Below are 25,126 nucleotides of genomic sequence, written 5' to 3' on the forward strand. Positions count from 1 at the left end.
AGCCACGAACAGGGTCGTCCGTCGAGTGACAAAATTCATGCCGTGGGCTCTCATACGGGCGGACGATGTCGCTGTTGCCCTCCGAACCCGACACCTCCGCGGCGGAGGAGGCGGACCCTCGCGTCATCGGCGTCGACAGTGACGACGCCGACGACGTCCTCTCCGCGCTGTCCTCCGACACCGCCAGGGAGTTGCTGTCGGAACTCCACCGCGACCCCGCACCCCCCGCCGAAGTCGCCGACAGGGTCGGGACCTCCCTCCAGAACGCACAGTACCACATCGAGAAACTCGAAGCGGCCGGCGCCATCGAGGTCATCGACACGGTCTACTCCGAGAAGGGCCGGGAGATGAACGTCTACGCGCCCGCCGACCGCCCGCTGGTCATCTTCGCCGGCGACGAGGACCAGACCACCGGGATCAGGGCCGCGCTCTCCCGGCTGCTGGGCAGCCTCGGAATCCTCGCCGTCGCCTCCCTCGCCGTCCAGGCGCTGTTCGGACAGGGCGTCCTGGACAGCGGGACGGCGCCGGCCCCGACCGGGGGCGAGGACGGCGGCGGCACCGGCGGCGCCCCCGCCGCGGGCGGCGGTGCCGGCGCGAACGACTCCACCGCGACGACGGCGGCCGAACCGGACGTCTCCGCCCGCGCGAACGGAACCGAAGACGGCGACGCGTTCAACGTCGCCGAGGTGACCGAAGCCGAGCCCGAAACCGTCACGCCGACCGCCGCACCCGAATCCGGCGGGGGCGAGACGGCCATGCCGTCGGCCACCGAGACCGAACCCATCGAGGGCGCGTACACGACCGAACCCGCCGCGACCGAGGCCCCGACCGAAGCCCCGACCGAAGCCCCGCCCCAGACCGCTCCGGACGGGGCGACTCCCACCGACGCGCCGGTCGATGGCGCGGAGCGGACGGCCACGGAGGCCGTCAACACGACCGCCGCGAACGCGACCGACGCGGCCCAGCAGGGTATCGACGTGCTGGCCGCCTTCGGCGAGCCCGGCCTCCTCTTTTTCCTCGGCGGCGCGACCGCGCTCTGTATCGGCGCCGCGCTCTGGTACGCCACCAACTGATCGGCCGACAGCGGCCGGATTCCGGATGCGTCAAATGGCTCTTTGACTCTACGCCGGCTACTTTTAGGTATCCCGCGTACTCGGAAGTGCGCCCGCGACCACCCCCGCAGGCTTCGGCCCGACCGCTCGCCTGTCGACCCACATCGCGGTTCGGTCCCACCGCGTTTCGGCCCCGCCACGCTTCGGCCCCGCTGGCGACCACGCGTCGCCCGGCCCCGCTGTCCGCGCTTCGGCCCTCCGCTCGTCCCCGCAGGTTGCCGCCACGGGCGCACGCTCGTTCTCCGTCTCGCAGTCAGTCGCCGACCCGGAACTCCTCGAAGACGGTCCCGTCCGGGTCCAGCAGCCGTCCCGCGACGGCGTCGCCCTCCCGCTCCAGTTCCGCGTGTGCCGGCCGGTACTGGCGCGGCTGGGCGTGGCTCCCGGGGTTGAGAACGGGCACGTCGCCGGCCTCGCGGAACCCAGGCCGATGGGAGTGGCCGACGACGAGCAGGTCGGCACCCTCCTGACGCCCGAGCAAGTCCAGTGCCGTGTCGGTGTGTTCGTGACCGTGAACGACGACGAGGCGGATTCCCTCGGCCGCGACGATTCGCTTTTTCGGCAGGCGGTCCCGGACTCGCGGGCCGTCGTTGTTCCCGACAACGCCCGCGAGCGAGCCGTTCGCTTCCAGAAAGGCGTCGAGCACGGTCTCGGTATTGAAATCGCCGGCGTGGACGACGAACTCGGCGTCCCGGACCGCCTCGAGCGTGCGGCCGGTCAGGCAGTGGTCGTCGGTCGCGTGCGTATCGGAGACCACGGTGAGCATACCGCCGGCTACGGGCCGGCGAACAAAAGACGGCGGGGACCGGATCCAGTTCGTCTGACCGTGTGAAACCGCGCTGTCAGGTTCGGTCCAGAACGCATTTCCGCCCCCCGGGTGTGAGGCCGACAATGGCAGGCAACAGCAAAGGGGTCGTTATCGCGGCGCTGATCGCGAACGGAGCCATCGCGATCCTGAAGTTCGTCGGGTTTCTGCTCACCGGGAGCCCGGCGATGCTCTCGGAGACCTACCACTCCATCTCCGACACCGGCAACCAGGTGTTTCTGCTCATCGGCATCCGGTACGGCGGGCGGTCCGCCGACGAACGCCACCCCTTCGGCTACGGCAAGGCGCAGTTCTTCTACGCCTTCCTCGTCTCCGTGCTCCTCTTCGGCATCGCCGGCTGGGAGTCGGCCAAACACGGGTACAGCGCGCTCACCCAGGGCGGCGTCCACCGGGCGAGTTCGGCCACGCTCCCCGTGCTGGACATCACCTTCGACGCCGTCTTCGTCAACTACACGGTCCTGATCGGTGCCATCGTCTTCGAGGCGTACGCACTGAAGAAGGCCAACGCGGAGATGAAACGCCAGATCGAACTCCACGACTGGAGCGGCTACCGCGAGGCCTTCCGGAAGACCTCGGACGTGACGACGCTGACGGCCCTCACGGAGGACTTCATCGCGATGGCCGGGGCCGGCATCGCCCTGTTCGGCATCTTCCTGACGCGGACGACCGGGAACCCGCTGTTCGACGCCGCCTCCGCGCTCCTCATCGGTCTCCTGCTGATGGGCTTTGCCATCGCGCTCGCCTGGGAGAACAAACGGCTCCTGCTCGGCGAGAGCCTCCCCACCGAGGACGAGGAGGAACTGCTGACGGCGCTGAAAGGCCAGGAGGGCGTCGCGAAGGTGGCGGACTTCCGGACGGTCTACTTCGGCCCGGCGAACGTCCTCGTCACCGCCGACGTTGGCTTCGACGAGGGGCTCGACACCGAGAACCTCGACGACTACATCACGGCCATCGAACGGGCACTCAAGGAGATCGACCCCAACATCAGGAAGGTCTACGTCGAACCCGAGACCGAGGAGAATCCGGGGTCGTCGGCCGCCTAACCCTGGGGCGCCCGCTCGCGGAGCGCCTCGATGTAGGTGGGGACGTGGGCACCGACGACGATGGACAGCGAGTCGCGTGCCACGACCCGCGGCGTGACCGTCCGCTCCGGGCCGCCGCCGGTCGAGTACCGGACCTCGGGCGCTTCGGTGGCGACGAGGACGTCGGCGTCGGTATCGACCGAGGTGTTCAGCGGAAGGTACGTCCCGACGGTCTCGTTGTAGACGTACAGCGAGAGGTTCCCCTCCGCGGCACCGTCCGGGATAGCTGACTCGTCGTAGGGGAGCCGGACCGTCGCGTTCCGGTAGGGGCCACTGACGTCAGTGGTGAGGTATGGCGTGACCGCCGCCCGCCCGAGCGGCGTCTCGGGGTCGGTGAACACTGGTTCCTGCGACCGCTGGAGGGAGACGCTGTCGAGGGTGTCGACGGGGGCCGTCACCGTCAGCCGCGCGCCCGTCTCCTCGTGGACGACGACCGCCGTCCCGACGCCGGTGGCCGCGTCGACCGACCCGTCCGCGACCAGTCCGACCCAGTCGGGCGCGTCGACCGAGGCACTGCCGAGGTCGGTGACTTCGAAGGACTCCTCGAACGCGACCGTTCCATCACGGACGACGCCGGCAGAGAAGTTCCGGACGAGGCCACGCTCGTCGACGACGAGTCGGGCGTACTCGGTCCGGTCCGGCACCTCGGCGGGGTCGACGCCGGTCTCCAGCACGTACCGCCGCTCGCCGTCGCGGTCGACCGTCTCGGCGACCACCAGGTCGGTCCCGAGGCGGGCGAGGACCGCCGTCCCGTTCTTTGCCGAGCGGGTCCGCGGTCTGGCGACGTGGCGGATGCTCCCGCCGTCGTCCCGGTCACGCCGGTAGACGGTGTCCGCGGTGCCGTACTGTGTGTCGAGCCGCGGGCGCGTTTCGGCGACCAGCCCGCGCTCGCCGACCGTCGTGGTGAACTCCCCCGCGGGGCCGCGCTCGACGTACGAGAAACTGCGCCCGTCGAGCACCGCGGCGTGGGCCGCGGCGAGCGCCGACGGCGCTACGCGGGCGCCCGGTTCGAGCGTCAGGTCGGCCCCCGCGGTCGGTGTCGCGGTCGGCGTCGTCGGTTCTCCCCTGGCCTCGGTCGTCTCGGCCTCCGTCACGGCCGGCGTGTCGGCGGTCGCCGGCGACGTAGCCGTGCCCGACCCGCCGCCGGAACAGCCTGCGAGGACGAGACAGGCGGCCAGTGCCAGCGTCGCGATAGCTCGTCGCATCGCCCGGTAATGTCTCGGAGTCGACATAATGGTGGCGAATCGGGGCCGGATGGGGGTGGCGAGAGTTTTTGTCCGGGAGGGGCCAAGAGTGCCCCGTGGCGACCGACGACGCTGCTCCGGGCTACCTCCGCTTTTTCCCGTACGCGGAGCCGTACGACCACCAGCGCGACGCGATGGCGGGCATCTACGACGCGCTCGGGGAGTCACGGGACGTGCTCTTCGAGGGAGCCACGGGGACGGGGAAGACCCTGGCCGCGCTCGTGCCCGCGCTGGAGTACGCCCGCGAGACGAACAAGACGGTCGTCATCACCACCAACGTCCACCAGCAGACCCGCCAGTTCATCGAGGAGGCCGGCGCCATCACCGACCAGGAGCCGATTCGTGCCGTCGTCTTCCGCGGGAAAGGGTCGATGTGTCACATCGACGTGGGCTACGAGGAGTGTCAGGCCCTCAGGGATACGACGCGGGACCTCGTCGACAAGGAGGAGGACCGCGCCGACCTCGAAGCACGCGAGCAGGAACTGCTAGAGGCGAGCCAGGAGGGCGAGAGCGAGGCCGCCGAAGCCCGCGGGGCGGTCGTGGACGAACTCGAAGGCCTCGCCGAGGAGATCGACGATATCGACGACGAGAACGTCTGTGAGTACTACTACAACAACCTGACTGCGGACACGGACGCCTTCTACGAGTGGCTGTTTTCGGACGTGCGCGACCCCGACGAGATCTACGAGTACGCACACGCCCAGGGGCTCTGTGGGTACGAACTCCTCAAGGAGGGGATGGAGGGCGTCGACCTCGTGGTCTGTAACTACCACCACCTGCTCGACCCGACGATCCGCGAGCACTTCTTCCGGTGGCTGGGACGGGACCCCGAGGACGTCATCGCCGTCTTCGACGAGGCCCACAACGTCGAAGGCGCCGCCCGCGACCACGCGACCCGCACCCTCACGGAGACGACGCTCGACTCGGCGCTGGACGAACTGGCCGAGAGCGACGACGCCCGCGCCGAGTACGCCGGAAACGTCGTCCGGGCGTTCCGGACCGCGCTCGTCGAGACCTACGAGGAGACCCTGGCCTTCGGCGAGCGCGAGCAGGTCGGCGACAACTGGCACGACCTCACCATCACCAACGACGAGGGCCGCGACGACCTGACGCTCGCCTTCCTGCGGTCCTACACCGGCCCCGGCATCGAACACGACGTCGAGCAGGCCCTCTCGCTGGGCCAGGACCTGGACGAGGGCTACGCGGAGGCCTACAAACAGGGCGAGATCGACACCCGACGGGAGTGTCAGACCCTCCAGGTCGCGAACTTCGTCGCCTCGTGGATGGACGAGAGCGCCGACCACGGCCAGTACCCGGTCGTCTCCCTCCGCCGCGGTGACGGCGGCGACGTGTACGGTCGCGCGGAGCTGTACACCTGCATCCCACAGCGCGTGACGCGGACGCTGTTCGACGAACTCCACGCGAGCGTCCTGATGAGCGCGACCCTGCGGCCCTTCGACGTGACCGAGGACGTGCTCGGCCTTGACGACCCCGCGACGATGGCCTACGGCGCGCAGTTCCCGGAGGAGCGGCGCCGCACTTACGCCGTCGAGGCGCCCGCCCTCTTCTCGAACAAACGCGACGACCCAGCCGTCCAGGAGGAAATAACGGGCGTGCTGGAGGACGCCATCCGGATGACGCCGGGGAACACGCTCGCCTTCTTCCCCTCCTACGGCGAGGCGGAACGGTACTACGACCGGCTCCGCGACGGCCCGAACGTGGACGCGGACCTGTACCTCGACGAGCCGGCGACCCGCGCGAAGGACCTCCGCGAGGAGTTCACCGCCGGGACGGACGGCGCGCTCTTTACTTCGCTGTGGGGCACGCTCACGGAGGGGGTGAGTTTCGACGACGACGACGCCCGGTCGGTGATCGTCGTCGGCGTCCCGTACCCGCACCTCGACGACCGGATGGAAGCCGTCCAGGACGCCTACGACGGCGCGTTTGGCGTCTCCGAGCACGGCTCGGAGGGTCGTGGGACCACGTCCAACGGCGGGGCGGACGCGGGCTGGGAGTACGCCGTCGAGATTCCCACGGTCCGGAAGACCAGGCAGGCGCTCGGGCGGGTGGTGCGCTCTCCAGCGGACTTCGGGACCCGTGTCCTCGTCGACAAGCGGTACACGCGCGCCGGCGAGACCGAGATGGGGCAGTACACCGTTCGCGAGACGTTCCCGCCCGAGGAGCGGGGAGAGATGATCGACATCGACCCCGAGAAACTGCAGTTCGCACTCCTCAACTTCTACGGCGACATGGACGCCTACGACGGCGACCCGCCGAACCCCTGACGGCTCAGGCCGGCAGGGAGACGCGGCTGATGGTCCGGTCGCGCTCGGCGTCCCAGAAGGCGAGTTCGTCGACGACCCACTCGTAGGACTCGACCGACCGCTCGGCGAGGGCGTAGGCCGCCTCCGGGTCGCCGCCGCGCGCGACCGTGACGTGGGGGGTGTAGTCGTCGCCCTCGAAGTCGGGGACGGGCTCGAACGCCTCGACGAGGCGGGCGTGGAGGTCCCGGAGGCCGGGGCTCTCGACGTGGAGGTAGACGACCGGAGAGGGGCCGATGACGGCCGTCTCGAAGACGCCGAGCCCGTCGATCCGGGCCTCGAAGGCGGGCGTGCCGCGCAGGACCTCGCGGGCGCGGGCCTCGACCTGTGCGTACGGCTGGTCGCCGGGCAGTCGCTTGGCGACGAGGGTGTGCGTCCCGCGGCGGCGCGTCCGGGCCCTGGTGAGGTCACTGGCGAGGTCGCCGGCGAGCGCGGCGACGGTCGACGGCACCGGAACGTTGACGCTGTACACGTACCCGTGGCTGGGCGAGGTTAGCGGTTAAAGCTTGCCGGTCAGAACGTCGAAATGAAAAACAGGCCGGCCGCGACGAACCCCAGCAGGATGAACTGGATCTCCAGCAACCCCGCTGTGATACCGAAGTACTCGGCCAGTCCCTCGAACACGACGATCAGCTGTAGCAGGCCCAGCCCCAGGAAAATCCCGAGGTTACGCACTTTCTTGGCTGTGACTTCCCCCATGTGTACCCCTTGCCACACAGCACGACTGGCAGTACCAAAAAGCCACTGCCTCGTATTCGGGGGTCTCGGTCGGTAACGGGGGCGTCCGCCCGTGACGGGGCTCCGCGATTCAGATGCGGTCGAGCAACCAGAGCACGATCAGAACGACGATTATCAGCCCGAGAATCGGCTGGAAGGGACCGAGCAGGCCGGCGAGACTGCCGACGATCTCGCCGACGATCTCGACGGCGATCCAGACGATAACGAGCAGGAGAACTATCTTCAACAGGTCCTCGGCATCGAGGGCACCACGGATGTCCATGCCCGGGGAGACCGCCGGCGGGGAGATACGTCTTGTGGCCCGCCGACGGCAACAACGCCTTTGAACGCGGAGCCGATACCGCGAGTCGATGGAACTCCGCCGGACCGTCGTCCCCGTCGTCGTTGCCCTCGTTCTCGTCGCCTCGCCGGCAGTCGGCACGGTCGTCGGCGGGGCCGAGTCGGGCCGCGCGTCCACGGGCGAGGACGACCGCGCCGTCGAGTCGGTGCCGGTCGCGCAGGCGTCAGTCGAACCGGTATCGGTCCAGCCCGACCGGCTCGCGTCGACGCAGACGGTCGACCCAGACACGGTCCTCCTGCGAGCCGACGTCGCCGCGAACGGGACCGCCCACTGGCGGATCGAGTACCTCGTCCGGCTGGACGACCGGAACACGACCGACGCCTTCGAGTCCGTGGCCGCCGACATCCGCGAGGACCCGACGCCGTTCACCGACCGGTTCACCGACCGGATGCGTCGGACGGTCCGGGCCGCCGAGAACGCGACCGGGCGCGAGATGGCCGTCGAAGCCGTCACCGTCGAGACCGAGCGCCAGGACCTCGGTGCCGAGTACGGCGTCGTCCGCTACGAGTTCACGTGGACGAACTTCGCGGCGGCCAACGAGACCACGCTGCGCATCGGCGACGCGCTCGGCGGCTTCTTCCTCGACGGCGAGACCCAACTGACCGTCGCCTGGCCCGAGGGGTACAACACCGTCACCGTGGACCCGCCGGCGGACGAGCAGGCGGCGACCGAAGTCGTCTGGCAGGGGCGCCGGTCCTTCTCGGCGGCCGGTCCCCGTGTCGCCGTCTCGACGACCGCGCCTGCGACGGCGACCACCGACGGCCCCGGAGGTCCTGACGACGGCACGGCCGAAGATAGCTCGTCGTTCCTACTCGTGGGACTCGCCGTCGTCGTCGTCGCCGTCCTCGGCGGCGCGGTCGTCCTCGCCCGCCGCCGCGATGAGGACGAGTCGATGCCGGCGGCCGGGGCCGGCAGTGACGGGGAGGACGGGAGCGGCGACGGCGACGCGGCCGGGGACAGCCCGCCCGAGGAACTGCTGAGCAACGAGGAACGCGTCCTCGAACTCCTGGAGGAACGGGGCGGCCGCATCAAACAGCAGGAGATCGCCGGCGAACTCGACTGGACCGACGCCAAGACCAGCCAGGTCGTCACGGGCCTCCGCGAGGACGACGCAGTCGAGGTGTTCCGACTCGGCCGCGAGAACGTCGTCTCGCTCCCGGACGAAGATGACATATAAATCGGTCGGTGGTTCATATGTTCGTTTTTTGATTGTTCCGGGGAAATCGACAGACGTGAAAGGTTTCGAATCCGTATCGAATCTGCTTAATCCGGCTTGATTCGGGGTTAGCGTCTGGTGTTTATATGCAGTAGTGGTCCCTATCCGGAAGTACGATGCGACGAATCAGTATGGCGACCGTGGCGGTCCTGGTCCTCGTCGGGACCGTGGCGGCGGTTCCGGCGGCGGGCCTCGTACAGAGTTCGGACGACGGCGCGGCGAGCGCCCAGACGGCAGCGAACGAATCGAACGCGAGCGTCGCGCCCGGCGAGCGACTGTCGGGCGTCGTCGGCGTCGGTGAAGCCGAACTCGAAGGCGAAGTCGAGTCGCGAGCGTTCGGGCTGGCCGTGGACCGGGCCGGCAGCGACGAGGCACGCGCCGAACTCATCGCGCAGAAGGTAAACGAGAGCCGCGAGCGCGTGGAGAATCTGAGCGAACGGCGCGAGCAACTGCGTGAGGCTCGCGAGAACGGGTCGATCAGCCAGGGGCAGTACGCGGCCCGGATCGCCGAACTCGCGGCCCGGAGCGACAACGTCCAGCGAACCGCGAACGACACGGCCAACGCCTCCGAGGGACTGCCCGCTGAGCTTCTCGAATCCAAGGGCGTCAACGCGAGCGCGATCCAGCAGCTCCGGGACAGTGCACGGAACCTGACCGGCCAGGAAGTCGCCGAGATCGCCCGGAGCATCGCCGGCGAGCGGCCCGAGCAGGCGGACCGCGGCGCGGACCGCGGGACCGACGCAGACCGCGGTGGTGCCAGTGACGGTGACGACGCGACGCCGACCGACGGCGGCATGGACGGCGAGCGGACGCCGGACGATGACCGGACGACCGACGGCGGCATGGACGGCGAGCGGACGCCTGACGACGAACGGACGACCGACGACGACATGAGCGACGAGCAGACGACCGACGGCGACACCGACACGGACGCGGGCGGGAACCGTGGCGGCGGCAGCGACCGCGGCGGCCGATAACGGCACGACGGCCACCGGACTTTTCATCTCCCCTATCGACCGAACGGTATCGTGTACGAGAAGACAGCAGCGGGTCTGGTACTGATCGGGCTCGTCGTCGTCGGAACGGTGACGCCCGTCGCGGGCGCGACACAGGGCGCGAACGAGGAATCGTTCGCGGTCGACCTGGCGGCGGACGGGTCGGCGACCGTGACGGTGACGACGACGTTCGATCTGACGAACGACAACGAGAGCGACGCCTTCGCCGAACTCCGTGACGACGACGCGGCCAGCGAGCGGTTCCGGACGCGGTTCCGCGACCGGATGGCGGGCGTCGCGGCCGACGCCGAGAACGCGACCGGGCGCGAGATGGCGGTCACTGACGCCAGCATCGCGTTCCGAACCGAGGGCGACACCGGCGTCGTCGAGCAGTCGGTCACCTGGACGGGACTGGCGGCCGCCGAGGGCGACCGGCTGGTCGTGACCGAGCCGTTCGCCAGCGGCTTCGAGCCGGACCGGCAGTTCCGCGTCGCGGCGCCGGACGGCTACGACCTCGACGCGACGCCCGCGCCGGACGGCACGGGCGACGGCTCGGCGACCTGGGACGCGGGCACGTCCCTCGACGGGTTCGAGGTGACGGCCTCGTCGCCGGAGACGCCGATGGCGACGGCCACGCCGCCCGGCGGCGGCACTGCGACCGACGGTGGCACGGAGACCGACGGCGGCACGACCGCGGGGAGCGGCCCCGGGTTCGGCGCGGCACTCGCTGTCCTCGCGCTGCTCTCGGTGGCGGCCCTCGTGGCACGGGACCAGTAACCACGGACTCGCCCGTCTCGGAACTTTTTAATACGACTCTGCCAGTAGGAACGGGTACATGACCCGGACCCGCCGCGCCGACGAGCGAGCGGCCGTCAGCGCCGGGCCCGTCCCGCTTTTCCGACGCCGACCGCGACGACCGGGCCGTTAGGCCCGCCTCCACTTCATTTCCACGACGGACGTTCCGTTTCACGCTGTCCACCGATTGGACACCGTCGCATCGCAACCGAACCCGACATCACACTCGACATCAACCACACACCCATGCCAGCGAACGATCACTCCGGAACCGTCGCGCTCGCCTTCTCCGGCGGGCTCGACACCACAGTCTGTGTCCCGCTCCTCCAGGAAGAGTACGGTTACGACGACGTCATCGGCGTCACCGTCGACGTCGGCCAGCCGGCCGAGGAGTTCGACGAAGCCGAGGAAACCGCCGAGGCGCTCGGCCTCGACCACTACGTCGTCGACGCGAAAGCCGAGTTCGCCGACCTCTGTATGGACGCGGTCAAGGCCAACGCCACCTACCAGGGCTACCCCCTGGGGACCGCGCTCGCCCGGCCCGTCATCGCCAGCGCCATCCTCGAAGTCGCGGAGGAGCAGGGCTGTAGCGCCCTCGCCCACGGCTGTACGGGGAAGGGCAACGACCAGCTCCGCTTCGAGACGGTCTGGCGCGACTCCGACCTGAACGTTCACGCGCCCGTCCGCGAACTCGGCCTGACCCGCGAGTGGGAACAGGAGTACGCCGACGAGAAGGGCCTGCCCGTCGAGGGCGGCGACGGCGGCCGCTTCAGCATCGACACGAACCTCTGGAGCCGCTCGGTCGAGGGCTCGGAACTCGAAGACCCCGCGTACGTCCCCGGCGAGGAGATCTACGACTGGACCCAGGAACCGGGCAGTGCGGAGCCGGAACTCCTCGAACTGACCTTCGAGGAGGGCGTTCCGGTCGCTATCGACGGCGAGGAGATGACTCCCGTCGAGATCATCGACCACCTCAACGACGTCGCCGGTGCCCACGGCGTCGGCCGCACCGATACGATGGAAGACCGGATGCTCGGCCTCAAGGTGCGGGAGAACTACGAGCACCCGGCCGCGTCGGTGCTGCTGAACGCTCACGAGGCGCTGGAAGGGCTCGTCCTGACCAAAGAGGAGCGCAGTTTCAAGACGAGCATCGACCAGGAGTGGGCCGAGAAGGGGTATCAGGGCCTCGTGAAGGCGCCGCTGTTCCGCGCGCTGGAAGGGTTCATCGACGAGACCCAGACGCGCGTGACGGGCACGGTCACGGTCAAGCTCCAGGGCGGGCAGGCCCGTCCCGTGGGGCGTGAAAGCGAGTACGCCTGCTACGCGGAGGGCCAGGCCTCGTTCAACACCGAGGCGGTCACCGACGACATCGAGCAGGCCGACGCGACCGGCGTCGCGAAGTACCACGGCTTCCAGGAGCGCCTGGCGAACAAGGTGAGCGAGGCGGCCGAGGACGCGGCCGCGGAGAAGACGATCACCGACTACGAGTAACACGATGAGCGAGGACCCCACGGACGAGGCGACCGGTGACGCCGGCGGCGACGCGGACGGCGACAGCGGGAGCCACGACGCCGGCGGCGACCGTGGGAGCGAGGAGCAACGCTCCTCGACTCCCCGCTCGCAGGCTCGCGGGGACACCGTCGGAGCAAGCTCCGACGAGCCCCCGGTCGCTGACGCTCCCGGGGACGTGGTCCGCCGCGACCGCTTCAGCGGCGGCCCCGCCCGTGGATTCCTCTCGTCGCTGGTCGCGGACGAGCGCATCTTCGCCGCCGACCTCGCGGTGGACCGCGCCCACGTCGTGATGCTGGCCGAGCAGGGCATCGTCGACGAGTCCGACGCGGGCGACATCCTCGCGGCGCTCGACGACGTCGAGGAAGCAGGCCACGGCGCGCTGCCCGAGGGCGAGGACGTCCACGCCGCCATCGAGACGGCGGTCATCGAGCGCGTCGGGCCGTCGGGCGGGCGGATGCACACCGCACGCTCGCGCAACGACGAGGTGGCGGCCTGTATCCGCTACCGCTTACGCGGGGACCTGCTCGACGCCGTGGAGACGGTCGTGGGCGCTCGCGAGCAGTTGCTGGAGTGCGCCGAGGACCACGCGGAGACGCTAATGCCGGGCTTCACCCACCTCCAGTACGCGCAGCCGACGACGGTGGGCCACTACCTCCTCTCCTACGAGCGGGCGCTGGCCCGCGACACCGAGCGGTTGCTGGCGGCCTACGACCGCACCAACCGGTCGCCGCTGGGCGCGGCCGCGTTCGCCGGCACGCCGTTCGACATCGACCGCGAGCGCACGGCCTCGTTGCTGGGGTTCGACACCGTGCTGGACAACTCGATGGACGCCGCGTCCGCGCGCGACTTCCTGCTGGAGGCGACGACGGCGCTGTCGAACCTCGCGACGACGCTGTCCGGACTCGCCGAGGACGTCGTCGTCTTCGCCAACGACGGCTACGTCGACCTCGCTGACGACTACTCGTCGACCTCCTCGATCATGCCCCAGAAGAAGAACCCGGACACGCTGGAGTTGGTCCGGGCGCGGGCGGGCGACGCCCACAGCGCGGTTTCGGGCCTGCTGACGACGCTGAAGGGGCTCCCGCGGGCGTACAACCGCGACCTCCAGCGCGCCGGCCAGTACGGCTGGGACGCCGTCGACGCCGTGATCGAGGCGACGGAAGTGGCAGCGGGCGCGGTCGCGACCGCAGAGTGGAACGCGGACCTGCTCGCGCGGGAGGCCGGCGCGGGGTTCTCGACGGCGACCGGCGTCGCGGACCTGCTCGCGATGTCCGGCGTCCCCTTCCGGACGGCCCACGAACTGGTGGCCCACGTAGCGGAGTCGACACCGGACCCGGACTACGACGCGTTCGCGGCGGCCGCCGAGGACGTCCTCGACGAGTCGCTTTCGGCCTACGTCGGCCGCGCGGAAGTCGAGGACGCGCTGGACCCGACCGCGAGCGTCGCGAGCCGCGACTCGGCGGGCGGCCCTGCGCCCGAGGCCGTGGCGGCGCAGGTGGCGACCGCGGCCGCGGACCTCGACGCCGACCGGGAGACGCTGGCGACGACCCACGAGGCGCTTTCGGCGGCCGACGAACGGCTCCGGACGGAGGTGGCGTCGTATGTCTGAGGCGTCGACTCACCCACGGGCCCGACCCCGACCCCCGCGAGGGGCACATATACCAGAATTATGATACAGAGATAGCGAGATCGTCCGAGTGTCGGAATATCCACGGTTAGACGGTAGTTTGCGTCGTTACTCCTCGCCGACAAGTCCGAAGGGTTTAAGTAGATATAGTGGCGAGTGAGAGGTACGATGACCGAATGTCCCGAGTGTGGGGCCGACGTGACCCTGCACGACGACCTCGAAGTGGGAGAGATCGTCGACTGTGCCACCTGCGGTGCGGAGCTGGAAGTCGTCGACACAGACCCCGCGGCCCTCGAGACGGCCCCAGAACTCGAAGAGGACTGGGGCGAGTGACGTGAGGGCCGGCGACGGGTTTCCGGCCCCCGGCGGCTGGTGACATCATGAACTGGAACACACACTCGCCACCCCCGGTGGCTCGCGTGAACATCGTCGGAGCGAACGCCGACGAGCACACGCTCATCTCGGAGGAATTCGCGTGAACGTTGGCATACTCTACTCCCGCATCCGCAAAGACGAGAAACTCCTGCTCTCGGAGCTTCGCGACCGTGACCACGACGTGACGAAAATCGACGTCCGCAGGGAGCAGTTCACCCTCGGGGACACCCCCGAGGTCTTCGACGGCGTCGATATCGTGGTCGACCGCTGCCTGGCGACCAGTCGCTCCATCTACGCGAGTCACTTCGTCGATTCCTACGACGTGCCGGTCGTCAACGGTCCGGCGACCGCCGACGTGTGCGCGGACAAGGCCAAAAACACCCTCGCGCTGCTGGAAAGCGACGTCCCGACGCCGGACACGACGGTCGCGTTCACCGTCGACAGCGCCCTGGACGCCATCGAGGACTTCGGCTACCCCTGCGTGCTCAAGCCGGTCGTGGGTAGCTGGGGACGCCTGATGGCGAAAATCGACAGCCGCAACGCCGCCGAAGCCATCCTCGAACACAAGGAGACGCTCGGCCACTACGAGCACAAGGTGTTCTACGTCCAGGAGTTCGTCGAGAAGGGCGGGCGCGATATCCGCGTGCTGGCGACCGACGGCGAGCCCGTCGCCGCGATGGTCCGCTCCTCGGATCACTGGCTGACCAACGCCGCGAAAGGCGCCGACACCGCCGAGTTCGAACTGGACGACGAAGCCCGCGACCTCGTGAAGCGGGCCTCCGAGGCGGTCGGCGGCGGTCTGCTCGGCGTCGATCTCATGGAAACGCCCGACGGCTACACCGTCCACGAGGTCAATCACACCGTCGAGTTCAAGGCGCTGAACGAGGTGACCGACGTCGACGTGCCCGCGGCGGTCGTCGACTGGCTCGAAGGCAAGGTCGAGCAGGAGGTGCGTGCCTGATGTCCGCGGACGGCGAACCCTCGCTGACGGCCTCCGTGGTCGGCGGCTCCGGGTTCACCGGCGGCGAACTCCTGCGCCTGCTCTCGGGCCACCCCGAGTTCGAGGTGGTCCAGGCGACGAGTCGCAGCTACACGAACAAGACCGTCGGCCACCAGCACCCGAACCTCCGGGGGATGGACCTCCGCTTTTCCGACCCCGAGGACCTCGAGTCGGTGGACGTGCTGTTCGCGGCGACGCCCCACGGCGTCTCGATGGAGCGCATCGACCGCTTCCGCGAGGCCGCCGGGACCGTCGTCGACCTCTCGGCGGACTTCCGCCTCGACACCGAGGGGCAGTACGACGAGTGGTACGACGGCCACGACCGCCCCGAACTGCTCGACAAGGCCGAGTACGCCCTGCCGGAACTCAACCGCGACAACCTCGAGGGTGCGGAGATCGTCGCCTCCGGCGGCTGTAACGCCACGGCGACCATCCTGGGCCTGCTCCCGCTGTTCGAGGCGGATATTCTCGGCGGCGATGCTGAGCAAAGCTCAGCAGGCGACCAGAACTCTTCGAGTTCTGGTAACGACGAGCAGGTCGTCGTCGACGTGAAAGTGGGGTCCTCCGAGGGCGGTGCCGGCGGCGGCGAAGCGTCCTCCCACCCCGAGCGTTCGGGCGTCGTCCGCCCGTACGCGCCGACGGGCCACCGCCACGAGGCCGAAATCGAGCAGTTCCTCGGTATCGACGTATCGTTTACCGTCCACGCGGTGGACATGATCCGCGGCGCGAGCGCGACGTGTCACGTCTTCCCGGACGGGCCGGTCTCGAAGGGGGACCTCTGGGGAGCGTACCGCGGACAGTACGAGGACGAGCCGTTCGTCGACCTCGTGGCCGGCGGCGGTGGCGTCTACCGCTACCCCGAGCCGAAGGCCGTCGCGGGGACGAACAAGGCGGAGGTCGGGTTCGAGCTCGACCCCGGCAACAAGCGGCTGGTGGTCTTCTCGGCCATCGACAACATGATGAAGGGCTCGGCGGGCCAGGCCGTCCACGCGGCCAACGTCGCGCTCGGCCTGGAGGAGACCGCCGGCCTGGAGTTCGCCGGCCTGCACCCGGTGGGTGCGCCCTAGCTGGAGGTACTCACATGACTGTAGTCATCAAAGTCGGCGGCGCTCGCGCGGTCGACCCGGCGGGCGCACTGGCGGACGTCGCATCGCTGTACGACGACGGCGAGGACGTGGTGGTCGTCCACGGCGGCTCGACGGCCGTCGACGACACCCTCGAACGCCTCGGCATGCCCGCCGAGTACGTCGAGACGCCGGACGGCGTCGTCGGCCGCTTCACCGACGCCGACACGATGGAGGTGTTCGAGATGGTCTTCGGCCACCTCAACACCCAGCTGGTCGCCGGCCTGCAGAGCCTCGGCGTGGACGCCGTCGGTCTCAACGGCGTCGACGGGAAGCTCCTCCACGGTCCCCGCAAATCCGCGGTCCGGGTCGTCGAGGACGGCAAGAAGAAGATCAAGCGCGGCGACCACTCCGGGAGCATCAGGGAGGTCAACACGGACCTGCTGGACTCGCTGCTGGACGGCAACTACGTCCCGGTCGCGAGTCCGCCGATGGCCGGTGCCGACGACGACGAGGTCGTGCCGGTCAACACCGACGCCGACCGCTCGGCGGCGGCCATCGCGGCCGCCTTGGACGCGCGGCTCGTCCTCCTGACGGACGTGCCGGGCATCCTCGCGGACCCCGACGACGAGGCGACGCTCATCGAGACCGTCGAGACGGCCGACGAGTGGGAGACCCTCGAAGCGGCCGCCGAGGGCTTCATGAGCCGGAAGGTCATGGCCGCCGAGGAGGCGCTCGACGGCGGCGCACCCGAAGTGGTCGTCGCGGACGCGAACGCGGACGAGCCGGTACTGGCGGCGCTCGACGGCGACGGGACGCATCTGTACGACAGCGCACTGGAGGAACAATGACGGGATTCGTCTTCAACGAGAAACCCATCGAGATCGAATCGGGCGACGGCGCGTACGTCTACGGCACGGACGGCACCGAGTACCTCGACATGGGCGCGAGCTACGCCTGTGTCCCGCTGGGTCACAACCACCCGGCGGTGAACGAGGCCGTCCACGAGCAGTTCGACGACCTGACCTACGTGCAGGCGTCCTACCCCGTCGACGTCCGGACCGAGCTGTACGAGCTACTGGCCGAGACGGCGCCGGGCGACATCGACTACACCTGGCTCTGTAACTCCGGCACCGAAGCCAACGAAGCGGCGCTGAAATTCGCCCGTTCGGCGACGGGGAACTCGAAGATCATCGCGACGATGCGTGGCTTCCACGGCCGGACGATGGGCTCGCTCGCCACCACCTGGAAGGACAAGTACAAGAAACCCTACGAGCCGCTCATCGGCGACGTGGAGTTCGTCCCGTACGACGACCCCGAGGCCATGACCGAGGCGGTCGACGACGACACCGCGGCGGTCATCGTCGAGCCCATCCAGGGCGAGGGTGGCATCAACCCCGCGAGCGAGGAGTTCCTCCAGACCGCCCGCGTCGAGACGGCGACCAACGGCGCCGCGCTGATCTTCGACGAGGTCCAGACCGGCATGGGCCGGACCGGGACGCTGTGGGCCTCCGAATGGGCCGACGTGGTTCCGGACATGATAACGAGTGCCAAGGGGCTCGGCAACGGCCTGCCCGTCGGCGCGACGCTGTGTCGCGAGTGGATCGCCGAGAACTACGGCTCCCACGCCTCGACGTTCTCCGGCGGCCCGGTCGTCTCCGCGGCCTCGAAAGCGACCGTCGAGACCATCGTCGGGGAGGACATCGCGGGCCACGCCGCCGACGTGGGGGCGTACCTGCAGGAGTCCCTGGAGGACGCGCTCGGCGACGAGGTCCGCGAGATCCGCGGTGAGGGCCTGATGATCGGCGTCGAGGTCGGCCGCGGCGCCAACAAAGTCCTCAAGGAACTGGCCCTGAACCACGGCATCCTCGCGCTCCCGGCGGGTCGGACGGTCGTACGCCTGCTCCCGCCGCTGACCGTGGGCGAGGACGAAGCCGACGCGGTCGTCGACGCGATGGCGGAGGTGGTGCTGTGAGCGACGCGCAGTTCACGAGTTCGAGCGACATCGACGTGCAGGGCGAGGCCCGCCAGCTGCTCGTCGACCTCGTCTCGACGCCGTCGGTCACCCGCGAGGAGGGCGAGGCCGCTGCGGTACTGAAGGGCTTTTTCGAGGAACACGACCGCGAGGTGTGGATCGACGAGGTCGGCAACGTCCGCGCGCCGGCAGACGACAGCGCCCTCCTGACCTCCCACATCGACACGGTGCCCGGCGACGTGCCCGTGGAGATCCGCGCCGCCCAGGACGGCGACGAGCCGGCGCTGTGGGGTCGTGGAAGCGTCGACGCGAAGGGGCCGCTGGCGGCGATGGCCGTCGCCGCGGTCCGCACCGGCGTCTCCTTCGCCGGCGTCGTCGGCGAGGAGGTCGACTCGAAGGGCGGCCGCTACCTCGTCGATGACCGCGAGACCGAACCCGACGCGGTGGTCAACGGCGAACCCTCCGGCTGGGAGGGGATCACGCTCGGCTATCGCGGCCTCGTCGGCGGTACCTACGTCGCCACGAGCGAGTCGGGCCACTCCTCGCGGCCGGACAACAACGCCATCCAGGACGCCATCGCCTGGTGGTCGGCCATCGAGGAGGAGTTCGGCGGCGACGAGTGGGACGCGGTCTTCGACCGCGTGACGCCCAAGCCGACGAAGATTCAGGGCGGCCTCACCGAGGACGGCCTCTCGGTCGAGGCGACGATGGAGGTGCAGTTGCGCGTCCCGCCGTCGATGAACACCGAAGAGGTCATCGAGATCACGGAGGGGCACCTCGACGTGGCCGACCGCGTCCACTGGAACGACCGCGTGGAACCGGTCATGGAGAGCCCCCGGACGCCGGTAGCGCGGGCCTTCCGCGCGGCCATCCGCGGGGCCGGCGGCGACCCCCGCCTCCTCCGGAAGACCGGCACAAGCGATATGAACGTGTACGCACAGGTATGGGACTGTCCGATGGTCACCTACGGCCCCGGCGACTCCGACCTCGACCACGCGCCCAACGAACACCTCGTTCTGGCTGAGTACGACCGCTCGGTCGATATCCTCGAAACCGTCGCCGACCGCCTGCAGGAGGACTGACATGGTACGCTCGCTTCTCGACATCGACGACCTGACTCGCGACGAACTCGGTACCGTCCTCGACCGCGCGGCCGCCCTGAAGGCCGCCCACGAGAACGGCGGGAACGACGACATCCTCGACAAGCAGACGCTCGGGATGCTCTTCGAGAAACCCTCGACGCGGACCCGCATCTCCTTCGAGACCGGAATGACACAGCTGGGCGGCCACGCCATCTTCCTCGGCCCCGAGGACATCCACCTCGGCCACGGTGAGCCCATCAAGGACACCGCGCGCGCGGTGTCGCGGTACGTCGATTTCATCATGGCGCGGGTGTTCGACCACGCCGACGCGGTCGAACTCGCGGAGTACGCGAGTGTCCCCGTCGTCAACGGGCTGACCGACGACGCCCACCCCTGTCAGACCCTCGCGGACCTGCTGACGATCCGCGAGCGGTTCGGCGGCTTCGAGGACGTGTCGGTCGCCTGGGTCGGCGACGGTAACAACGTCGCCCAGTCGTTCGTGCTGGGCGCGGCGATGGTCGACCTGGACTGCACGGTCGCCACGCCGGAGGGCTACGGCATCGACGACGACGTGTTGAAACGCGCCGCTGGCCTCGGCACCGAACCCAATCTGGCGACCGATCCCGAAGCGGCCGTCGCGGACGCCGACCTCGTCTACACCGACGTCTGGGTCAGCATGGGGCAGGAAGACCGGCGCGAGCAGAAACTCGCCGACTTCGACGGGTTCCAGGTCACGCCCGACCTGCTCGGCGACCGCCCGCTCATGCACTGTCTCCCCGCTCACCGCGGCGAGGAAGTGACCGACGACGCCCTCGAAAGCGACAACGCCATCGTCTGGGACCAGGCGGAGAATCGCCTGCACGCCCAGAAGGGGCTGTTGGCGTGGCTGGCCGAGCGGGAGTGAGTAACCGCGCCGTCTCGCGGCGCGGTTCGCCGAGCGCGAACGCAGTGAGCGCTCGGTTTTTTCGCCCACGTTTTTGGCCGAGTGGTGGCCCCAGGCCACCTGAGGCGAAAAAGGTGGCTCGGAAAGGACTGTTGGCGTGGCTGGACGGACAGTAGCGAGCGCGCTTCTTTCCGGATTTATCTACATGGACGCAAGATAGTTGTACGTTCGTCTACTGCCGGAACAAAAGGGTTATTGCACGTCGGATGTTACCTCTTCACAATGCCGACGCCATCAGACCCAGCGCCCCGTAACGACGCCGAGCGACTGTTCGAGTGTGTCGAGTGCGGAAAGCGGCTCTGTAGTGCCGAGAAGATCACTACCTGTCCGGGATGTGGGGCGATGATGCAGAATCTGAGTCGACCGCGGCCGGAGTGACGACAGGTCATCGACGGGTCGCAGTCCGGTGAGCGGGCGCTCAGTCGGCGGGGTAACGGATGGTGATGGCGGTCCCGCGGTCGTCGTTGACGACCAGGTCCACGTCACCGCCGACGCGGTCGAGGGCCATGCGGACGGTCCAGAGCCCGAGGCCGGTGGCGTGAAGGAGCGGCGGCGATTCGCCGCGTCCTATCGGGACGAGTTCGGTGTCGGGAATCGGGGGGCCGTCGTCGGCGACGGTGAGTTCGACCCAGGGGCCCGACGCCGTGGAGACGGCGACGGCCACGCCCGGCGTCTCGTGGGTCGCGTGGTCGAAGGCGTTCTCACAGAGTTCCGAGAGGACGAGTTCGATCTCGGGCCGGATGGTCGCCTCGCCGGTTTCCGGGCGGAAGACGGTGATCGTCGCGTCGGGGTAGGTCTCCGCGAGCCGCCGCTCGAGTCCATCGAGGACGCCCGCGAGGTCGCCGCACCGAGAGCGAGGGAGCCGCCGCTCAAGAGCGAGCGGACACGGAGACTTTTGTCGACCGCCGGCGTAGGACGGCCGTGCTCGAACTGGACGGGAGCGACGCAGGCGGGGGATACCTCCGGTCGGCGCTGTCGCTCGCGGCGCTGTCGGGGCGGGCCGTGACCGTCGAGGGGGTCCGCGGGTCGCGCCCGGAGCCCGGGCTGAAACCACAGCACCTCGCGGCCGTGCAGGCGGTCGCAGCGGCCTGCGACGCGACCGTCGAGGGGGCCGAGCTGGGGAGCGAGACCGTCGTCTTCGAGCCGGAGCCGGTCGCTGGCGGGACCGTCGACGTGACCGTCGACACCGCCGGGAGCATCGGGCTCGTCTTCGACGCCCTGCTCCCCCTCGCCACTCGGCTCGACGACCACCTGCGGGTGTCGGCGACCGGCGGGACCGACGTGCTGTGGGCGCCGCCGCTTTCGACCTACCGGGCCGTGAAACTCCCTTTGCTCCGGTCGCTCGGACTCCCGGCCGCGGTCGACGTGGACCGGCGCGGCTTCTATCCGGCCGGCGGGGGCGCGGCGACGCTCTCGCTCGCCCCGGCCGATCCGCCCCCGCTCGCCCTGACCGAGCGGGGCGACCGAACCGGCGTCCGCGTCCGATCGCTCGCCAGCGAGTCGCTCTCGGAGGCCGACGTGGCCGAACGGCAGGCCGAGGCCTGCGTCGCCGCCCTCGAAGCCGACGGCGCGACCGTGGCCGAGCGGACCGTCGGCTACGTCGAGACGGCGTCACCGGGGTCGGTCTGTACCGTCCGGGCCGACTACGAGGAGTCCGTCGCGGGTTTCGACGCCCTCGGCGAGCAGGGGAAACCGGCCGAAGACGTGGGTCGGGAGGCCGCGAGCGACGCCCTCGCCGTCGGGAAACACGAGGCCGCGGTCGACGAACACCTGGCCGACCAACTGCTCGTCGTCCTCGCGGTCGCGGGCGGGGAACTGACCGTCCCGGCGGTCACCGACCACGTCCGGGCGGGCCTGGACCTGCTCGACGCCTTCGGCTACGCGGTCGACGTGGCCGAGGAGCGCGGGCGGATCCGCCTGACGGCCTGATCAGGCCGGCGGCTCGTCGCTGGCCCCGGGTCGGCCCCGGCCCTGGTAGAAGTCGCCGCCCCACTGGCTGATCCAGATGTCCTGATTGGCCAGGTAGAGCGCCCACTCGGTGTCGAAGCGGTCGTCAGTGACCGACCACTCGTCGGCGTCGGCGTCGTACTCGACCTCGGCGTTGTAGACGGCCGCCTGCCCGAACTCGCCGCCGGCCATCGGCGGGAGCGGGGGCTGGGGGTCGTCGCCGTCGTCGACGGAACTCGGCCGCTGGGCGCGCTGGAGCGGCGCGTCGTTGAACGTCGCGTCGAACCACTGCGCGTACTTGTCCTTCACGCCGTCCATCCCGAGCACCGCGTCGGCGGCGTTGGTGCCGCCGGTGATGTCACCGGCGTCGCGGGCGGTGTAGGTGTGCGTGCTCGTCTCCGTCCCGGCCGCGAAGACGCCCGCCTCGTCGTTCCAGAGGTCCTCAACGAGGTAGCCCAGGACCGACTCGGCCGTGTCGGTGCGGTCGACGCCGTCCAGCCCCTCCGTGACCCAGAGCAGTCCCTGGCCGGCGATGCCCTGCGTCGCGGCCTGGTTCGCGGCGCCGCCAGTGACGCGACCGCTGTCCTCGGTGTTCGCTTCGATGCTGTCCGCGAGGGCGTTGGCGTACTCGGTCGCGCGCGAGGCCATCTCCGAGTCGCCGGCCTGCGGGCCGTAGTACCCGACGGCAGCCAGCAGGAGGCCGGCCGTCCGGGTCGACTCCAGTTCCGCGGGCGGGAAAGCGTCCATCGTCGCTGCGGCCAGCCCGTCGGTCAACTGCTGGATGCGCCCGGCCGGGATCAGCGGCTCGGGGTTGACGTAGCCGAACCAGCCGTTCTGAGCGAGGCTGTTCAGGTCCGAGAGGAACCACAGCATCGCCGCGTGGTGGTGCGGGCGGGTCGTCCGGTCCGGGTACCCGCCCTCCGGCGGCGTGTACGGCGAGTCGTCGGTGTAGGCCGAGGGTCCGGGACGGAACGCAGAGACCAGTTCCAGGCTCTCGCCGTTCGTGAGCGCGCCGTTTTCCTCGGGACCGCCCTGGAGGAGCGCGGCGTTAACGCCGATCTGGGCCAGCGTCGAGAGCAACTGTGCGCGGAACTGTGGCCGGATCGCCGCCGGCAGGATTTCCGCGTGGCTCTGGAAGTTCTTCGCCCACGTGACGCCCTTGAGGTGCGTCCAGGCCAGCGAGGAGGGACTGACCACCTGCGAGGAGGCCTCGGGGTCCCAGCGCAGGGTCGACGCATCGGGGCGGCCGCCCTCCCCGCCGAAGTCCGGCTGCTGGGTGAACTGCGGGTCGCCCTCGGTGAACGGCGCCATGTTGAGCCAGGGGTTCCGGATCGGCGGCGCCTCGGCCTCGGCGTTCGCCAGCATGGCCGGGAGGCGTTGCTCGAAGGCCCCCTGCTGTTGCTCGTTGTGCGGGAACCGGACGCCGTTGCCGCTCATCGCGATGTTGGTACTCATGTTGAAAAGCGAGTACCAGTACGAGTCCCAGGTGGCCGCCTGCCAGCCGTACTCGGCGGCCCCCTCCCCGCCACCGCCGCCGACGCCGGCCAGCGAGAGGAGGTTCGAGAGGTTGGTCGCCGCCGTGCTACTGCCCACGTCGTCGGGCGTCGCCGTGCCGGGACCGCCCTGCGGGCTCCCGACGACGGCCAGTCCAACCATCCCCAGGGACTCGTGTGGTGTACAGTAGTAGTTGTAGACGCCCTCGGTCTCGAAGGTGTGTTCGAAGGTCGCGCCGCCGCTCTGGACGCCGGAATCGAACGCGTCGGTCCCGCCCGGAACGCGGGCCGGCTTGCCGCCGTTGTCGGGGTGGTACGCCGTCGCCGAGTGGCTCCCCGTCTCGATCTCCCAGGTGACGGTCCCACCGGGTTCGAGCCACACGACGGCGGGTGTGAACACGTTTCGCCCGGCGCCCTGGTCCGAGTCGAGCGTCGTCGCCGTGACCGTCGCCGACGACTGGAGATCGTCCGGGCCGCCGAGCTGGTCCGCGCCCGGCGATCCGCCGGCGGTCCCGCCGTTACCGGGTGTCGCCGTGGCGGTGTCGGTCGCGGCCGCCGTCGTCGCCGCGTCCGTCGCGGTCCCGTTTCCACCACCCCCGCTGGAACAGCCAGCGAGGCTCCCGATGGCCGCAATACCGCTCAGTCGAAGAATCGTCCGTCGGTCGTAGTCCATAGACACTCGGGGCTTCACCAGTGGATTAAATAGCGGTACCTCGTGGGTGTGACACGGGTACACGGGCCGGCAACTGTTAAGTAGCGGTCGGGATGGCCTACATAACCCTACCTCGCTCCGGCGGTCGGACGGCACGAGCACACGAGCGCGGGTGGCCGGCGGACAGGGACGCCAACGCTCCCGACGCGGCCCGACGCAGACACGGGCGCTCTTCGGTGACCGCAGCACGGACGCGAGCCGGGGTGTGGTCGCCGTGAGTGGGTTAATTCGGGGTAACGCCTCGTTTTAACCGCCTCGCGGACGTACGTGGGAGCAATGGTAGAGGCCGACCCCAGACCCGACCGGTTCCGCGACCTGATGCTCGACAACGAACCCGGCTTCGAGGACGTCATGTCGTGTGTCTTCGGGATCAAGGACCACGAAGTGCGGACGTACCTCGAACTGCTCGACAGGCCGGGGAGTACGGTGGCCGAACTCGCGGAGTCGCTGGACCGCGACCGGAGCAACGTGAACCGCTCGCTGTCGACGCTCCGGGAGAAGGGGCTCGCGACCCGCGAGCGGCGCCTGCTGGACGGCGGCGGCCACGTCTACCAGTACTCGCCGATCCCCCTCGACGAGGCTCGCGACCTGATGCACGAGACCCTCGACGAGTGGACGGTCTACGTCCACGACCGGATCGACGAGTTCGGGGTCGAATCACTGTCGCTCTGAGCCGCCGAACCACTCGAAACCTCGGGCGGCGGGTTTCGGAAGGCCCTAAAGTACTGCT

Annotated in this window: 25 protein-coding genes; 18 read left to right on the top strand and 7 right to left on the bottom strand. The window is 69.6% G+C overall.

What is annotated here, in order from left to right:
* Window positions 1–65: 65 nt before the first annotated feature.
* Complete coding sequence (locus MUG96_RS17605) at window positions 66–1,073, top strand: winged helix-turn-helix domain-containing protein (RefSeq protein ID WP_246984862.1); 1,008 nt, start codon at window positions 66–68, stop codon at window positions 1,071–1,073.
* 292 nt (window positions 1,074–1,365) lie between these two features.
* On the opposite strand, the gene MUG96_RS17610 is transcribed toward MUG96_RS17605, so the two are convergent.
* Window positions 1,366–1,875 carry a metallophosphoesterase gene (locus tag MUG96_RS17610; protein ID WP_246984864.1) on the bottom strand — a complete coding sequence of 170 codons (510 nt, stop codon included), beginning with the start codon at window positions 1,873–1,875 and terminating at the stop codon, window positions 1,366–1,368.
* A gap of 125 nt (window positions 1,876–2,000) precedes the next feature.
* On the opposite strand from MUG96_RS17610, the gene MUG96_RS17615 reads away from it, so the two are divergent.
* Window positions 2,001–2,978, top strand: a complete 978-nt coding sequence (locus MUG96_RS17615; protein WP_246984866.1) for a cation diffusion facilitator family transporter — start codon at window positions 2,001–2,003, stop codon at window positions 2,976–2,978.
* On the opposite strand, the gene MUG96_RS17620 is transcribed toward MUG96_RS17615, so the two are convergent.
* Entirely contained in the window at window positions 2,975–4,222 is a 1,248-nt protein-coding gene (locus MUG96_RS17620; protein ID WP_246984868.1) for a hypothetical protein, read from the bottom strand. The two genes, MUG96_RS17615 and MUG96_RS17620, sit on opposite strands and share 4 nt — an antisense overlap.
* Window positions 4,223–4,317: 95 nt before the next feature.
* On the opposite strand from MUG96_RS17620, the gene MUG96_RS17625 reads away from it, so the two are divergent.
* Window positions 4,318–6,546 (top strand): ATP-dependent DNA helicase, encoded by a 2,229-nt coding sequence (locus MUG96_RS17625; protein ID WP_246984871.1) that lies wholly within the window; start codon window positions 4,318–4,320, stop codon window positions 6,544–6,546.
* A gap of 4 nt (window positions 6,547–6,550) precedes the next feature.
* Here MUG96_RS17625 and MUG96_RS17630 read toward each other — a convergent pair whose 3' ends face one another.
* The 3 genes from MUG96_RS17630 to MUG96_RS17640 all read right to left on the bottom strand — a co-directional run bounded on the left by MUG96_RS17630 (window position 6,551) and on the right by MUG96_RS17640 (window position 7,582).
* Window positions 6,551–7,054, bottom strand: coding sequence for a 2'-5' RNA ligase family protein (locus tag MUG96_RS17630; RefSeq protein WP_246984874.1), 504 nt, complete (start codon window positions 7,052–7,054; stop codon window positions 6,551–6,553).
* 41 nt (window positions 7,055–7,095) lie between these two features.
* Window positions 7,096–7,281 carry a hypothetical protein gene (locus MUG96_RS17635; protein ID WP_246984876.1) on the bottom strand — a complete coding sequence of 62 codons (186 nt, stop codon included), beginning with the start codon at window positions 7,279–7,281 and terminating at the stop codon, window positions 7,096–7,098.
* Window positions 7,282–7,390: 109 nt separating this feature from the next.
* Window positions 7,391–7,582 carry a DUF7554 family protein gene (locus MUG96_RS17640; RefSeq protein ID WP_246984878.1) on the bottom strand — a complete coding sequence of 64 codons (192 nt, stop codon included), beginning with the start codon at window positions 7,580–7,582 and terminating at the stop codon, window positions 7,391–7,393.
* An 88-nt stretch (window positions 7,583–7,670) separates the two neighbouring features.
* Between MUG96_RS17640 and MUG96_RS17645 the strand changes: the two genes are divergently transcribed.
* The 13 genes from MUG96_RS17645 (at window position 7,671) to MUG96_RS17705 (ending at window position 20,622) form a co-directional block, all read left to right on the top strand.
* Window positions 7,671–8,837: a DUF7345 domain-containing protein gene (locus MUG96_RS17645; RefSeq protein ID WP_246984880.1), complete on the top strand. Its 1,167-nt coding sequence runs from the start codon at window positions 7,671–7,673 to the stop codon at window positions 8,835–8,837.
* Between the two features lie 155 nt (window positions 8,838–8,992).
* The gene (locus MUG96_RS17650; RefSeq protein ID WP_246984883.1) at window positions 8,993–9,853 is read left to right on the top strand and encodes a hypothetical protein; all 861 of its coding nucleotides are present in this window, start codon (window positions 8,993–8,995) and stop codon (window positions 9,851–9,853) included.
* 51 nt (window positions 9,854–9,904) lie between these two features.
* Window positions 9,905–10,648, top strand: a complete 744-nt coding sequence (locus tag MUG96_RS17655; RefSeq protein WP_246984885.1) for a DUF7345 domain-containing protein — start codon at window positions 9,905–9,907, stop codon at window positions 10,646–10,648.
* Between the two features lie 264 nt (window positions 10,649–10,912).
* The gene (locus tag MUG96_RS17660; protein ID WP_246984888.1) at window positions 10,913–12,157 is read left to right on the top strand and encodes an argininosuccinate synthase; all 1,245 of its coding nucleotides are present in this window, start codon (window positions 10,913–10,915) and stop codon (window positions 12,155–12,157) included.
* A 4-nt stretch (window positions 12,158–12,161) separates the two neighbouring features.
* Entirely contained in the window at window positions 12,162–13,787 is a 1,626-nt protein-coding gene (argH, locus tag MUG96_RS17665; RefSeq protein WP_246984891.1) for an argininosuccinate lyase, read from the top strand.
* A 186-nt stretch (window positions 13,788–13,973) separates the two neighbouring features.
* Complete coding sequence (lysW, locus tag MUG96_RS17670; RefSeq protein WP_246984893.1) at window positions 13,974–14,138, top strand: lysine biosynthesis protein LysW; 165 nt, start codon at window positions 13,974–13,976, stop codon at window positions 14,136–14,138.
* Between the two features lie 142 nt (window positions 14,139–14,280).
* A complete protein-coding gene (gene lysX / locus MUG96_RS17675; protein WP_246984895.1) occupies window positions 14,281–15,141 on the top strand; it encodes a lysine biosynthesis protein LysX in 861 nt (286 codons plus the stop codon).
* Complete coding sequence (gene argC, locus MUG96_RS17680; RefSeq protein WP_246984898.1) at window positions 15,141–16,247, top strand: N-acetyl-gamma-glutamyl-phosphate reductase; 1,107 nt, start codon at window positions 15,141–15,143, stop codon at window positions 16,245–16,247. Before lysX ends, argC begins: the two co-directional genes overlap by 1 nt.
* Window positions 16,248–16,261: 14 nt before the next feature.
* Entirely contained in the window at window positions 16,262–17,095 is an 834-nt protein-coding gene (locus tag MUG96_RS17685; RefSeq protein WP_246984901.1) for an acetylglutamate/acetylaminoadipate kinase, read from the top strand.
* The gene (locus MUG96_RS17690; protein WP_246984903.1) at window positions 17,092–18,219 is read left to right on the top strand and encodes an aspartate aminotransferase family protein; all 1,128 of its coding nucleotides are present in this window, start codon (window positions 17,092–17,094) and stop codon (window positions 18,217–18,219) included. The genes MUG96_RS17685 and MUG96_RS17690 overlap by 4 nt, the downstream gene beginning before the upstream one ends.
* On the top strand, window positions 18,216–19,301 hold the full coding sequence (locus tag MUG96_RS17695; protein WP_246984907.1) for a [LysW]-lysine hydrolase: 1,086 nt from the start codon (window positions 18,216–18,218) through the stop codon (window positions 19,299–19,301). The genes MUG96_RS17690 and MUG96_RS17695 overlap by 4 nt, the downstream gene beginning before the upstream one ends.
* Before the next feature lies 1 nt (window position 19,302).
* Window positions 19,303–20,205, top strand: a complete 903-nt coding sequence (gene argF, locus MUG96_RS17700) for an ornithine carbamoyltransferase (protein ID WP_246984909.1) — start codon at window positions 19,303–19,305, stop codon at window positions 20,203–20,205.
* A 261-nt stretch (window positions 20,206–20,466) separates the two neighbouring features.
* Complete coding sequence (locus MUG96_RS17705; RefSeq protein ID WP_246984912.1) at window positions 20,467–20,622, top strand: rubrerythrin-like domain-containing protein; 156 nt, start codon at window positions 20,467–20,469, stop codon at window positions 20,620–20,622.
* A 40-nt stretch (window positions 20,623–20,662) separates the two neighbouring features.
* On the opposite strand, the gene MUG96_RS17710 is transcribed toward MUG96_RS17705, so the two are convergent.
* Window positions 20,663–21,202 carry an ATP-binding protein gene (locus MUG96_RS17710; protein WP_246988707.1) on the bottom strand — a complete coding sequence of 180 codons (540 nt, stop codon included), beginning with the start codon at window positions 21,200–21,202 and terminating at the stop codon, window positions 20,663–20,665.
* Here MUG96_RS17710 and rtcA point away from each other — a divergent pair.
* Entirely contained in the window at window positions 21,166–22,173 is a 1,008-nt protein-coding gene (gene rtcA / locus MUG96_RS17715; RefSeq protein WP_246984915.1) for an RNA 3'-terminal phosphate cyclase, read from the top strand. The two genes, MUG96_RS17710 and rtcA, sit on opposite strands and share 37 nt — an antisense overlap.
* Here rtcA and MUG96_RS17720 read toward each other — a convergent pair whose 3' ends face one another.
* Window positions 22,174–24,357 carry a plastocyanin/azurin family copper-binding protein gene (locus MUG96_RS17720; protein ID WP_246984917.1) on the bottom strand — a complete coding sequence of 728 codons (2,184 nt, stop codon included), beginning with the start codon at window positions 24,355–24,357 and terminating at the stop codon, window positions 22,174–22,176.
* Window positions 24,358–24,672: 315 nt separating this feature from the next.
* Between MUG96_RS17720 and MUG96_RS17725 the strand changes: the two genes are divergently transcribed.
* Entirely contained in the window at window positions 24,673–25,068 is a 396-nt protein-coding gene (locus MUG96_RS17725) for a helix-turn-helix domain-containing protein (RefSeq protein ID WP_246984919.1), read from the top strand.
* Window positions 25,069–25,126 lie beyond the last annotated feature (58 nt).

Origin of the sequence: Halorientalis marina (genome assembly GCF_023028345.1) — an archaeon.
Lineage (GTDB): Archaea > Halobacteriota > Halobacteria > Halobacteriales > Haloarculaceae > Halorientalis > Halorientalis marina.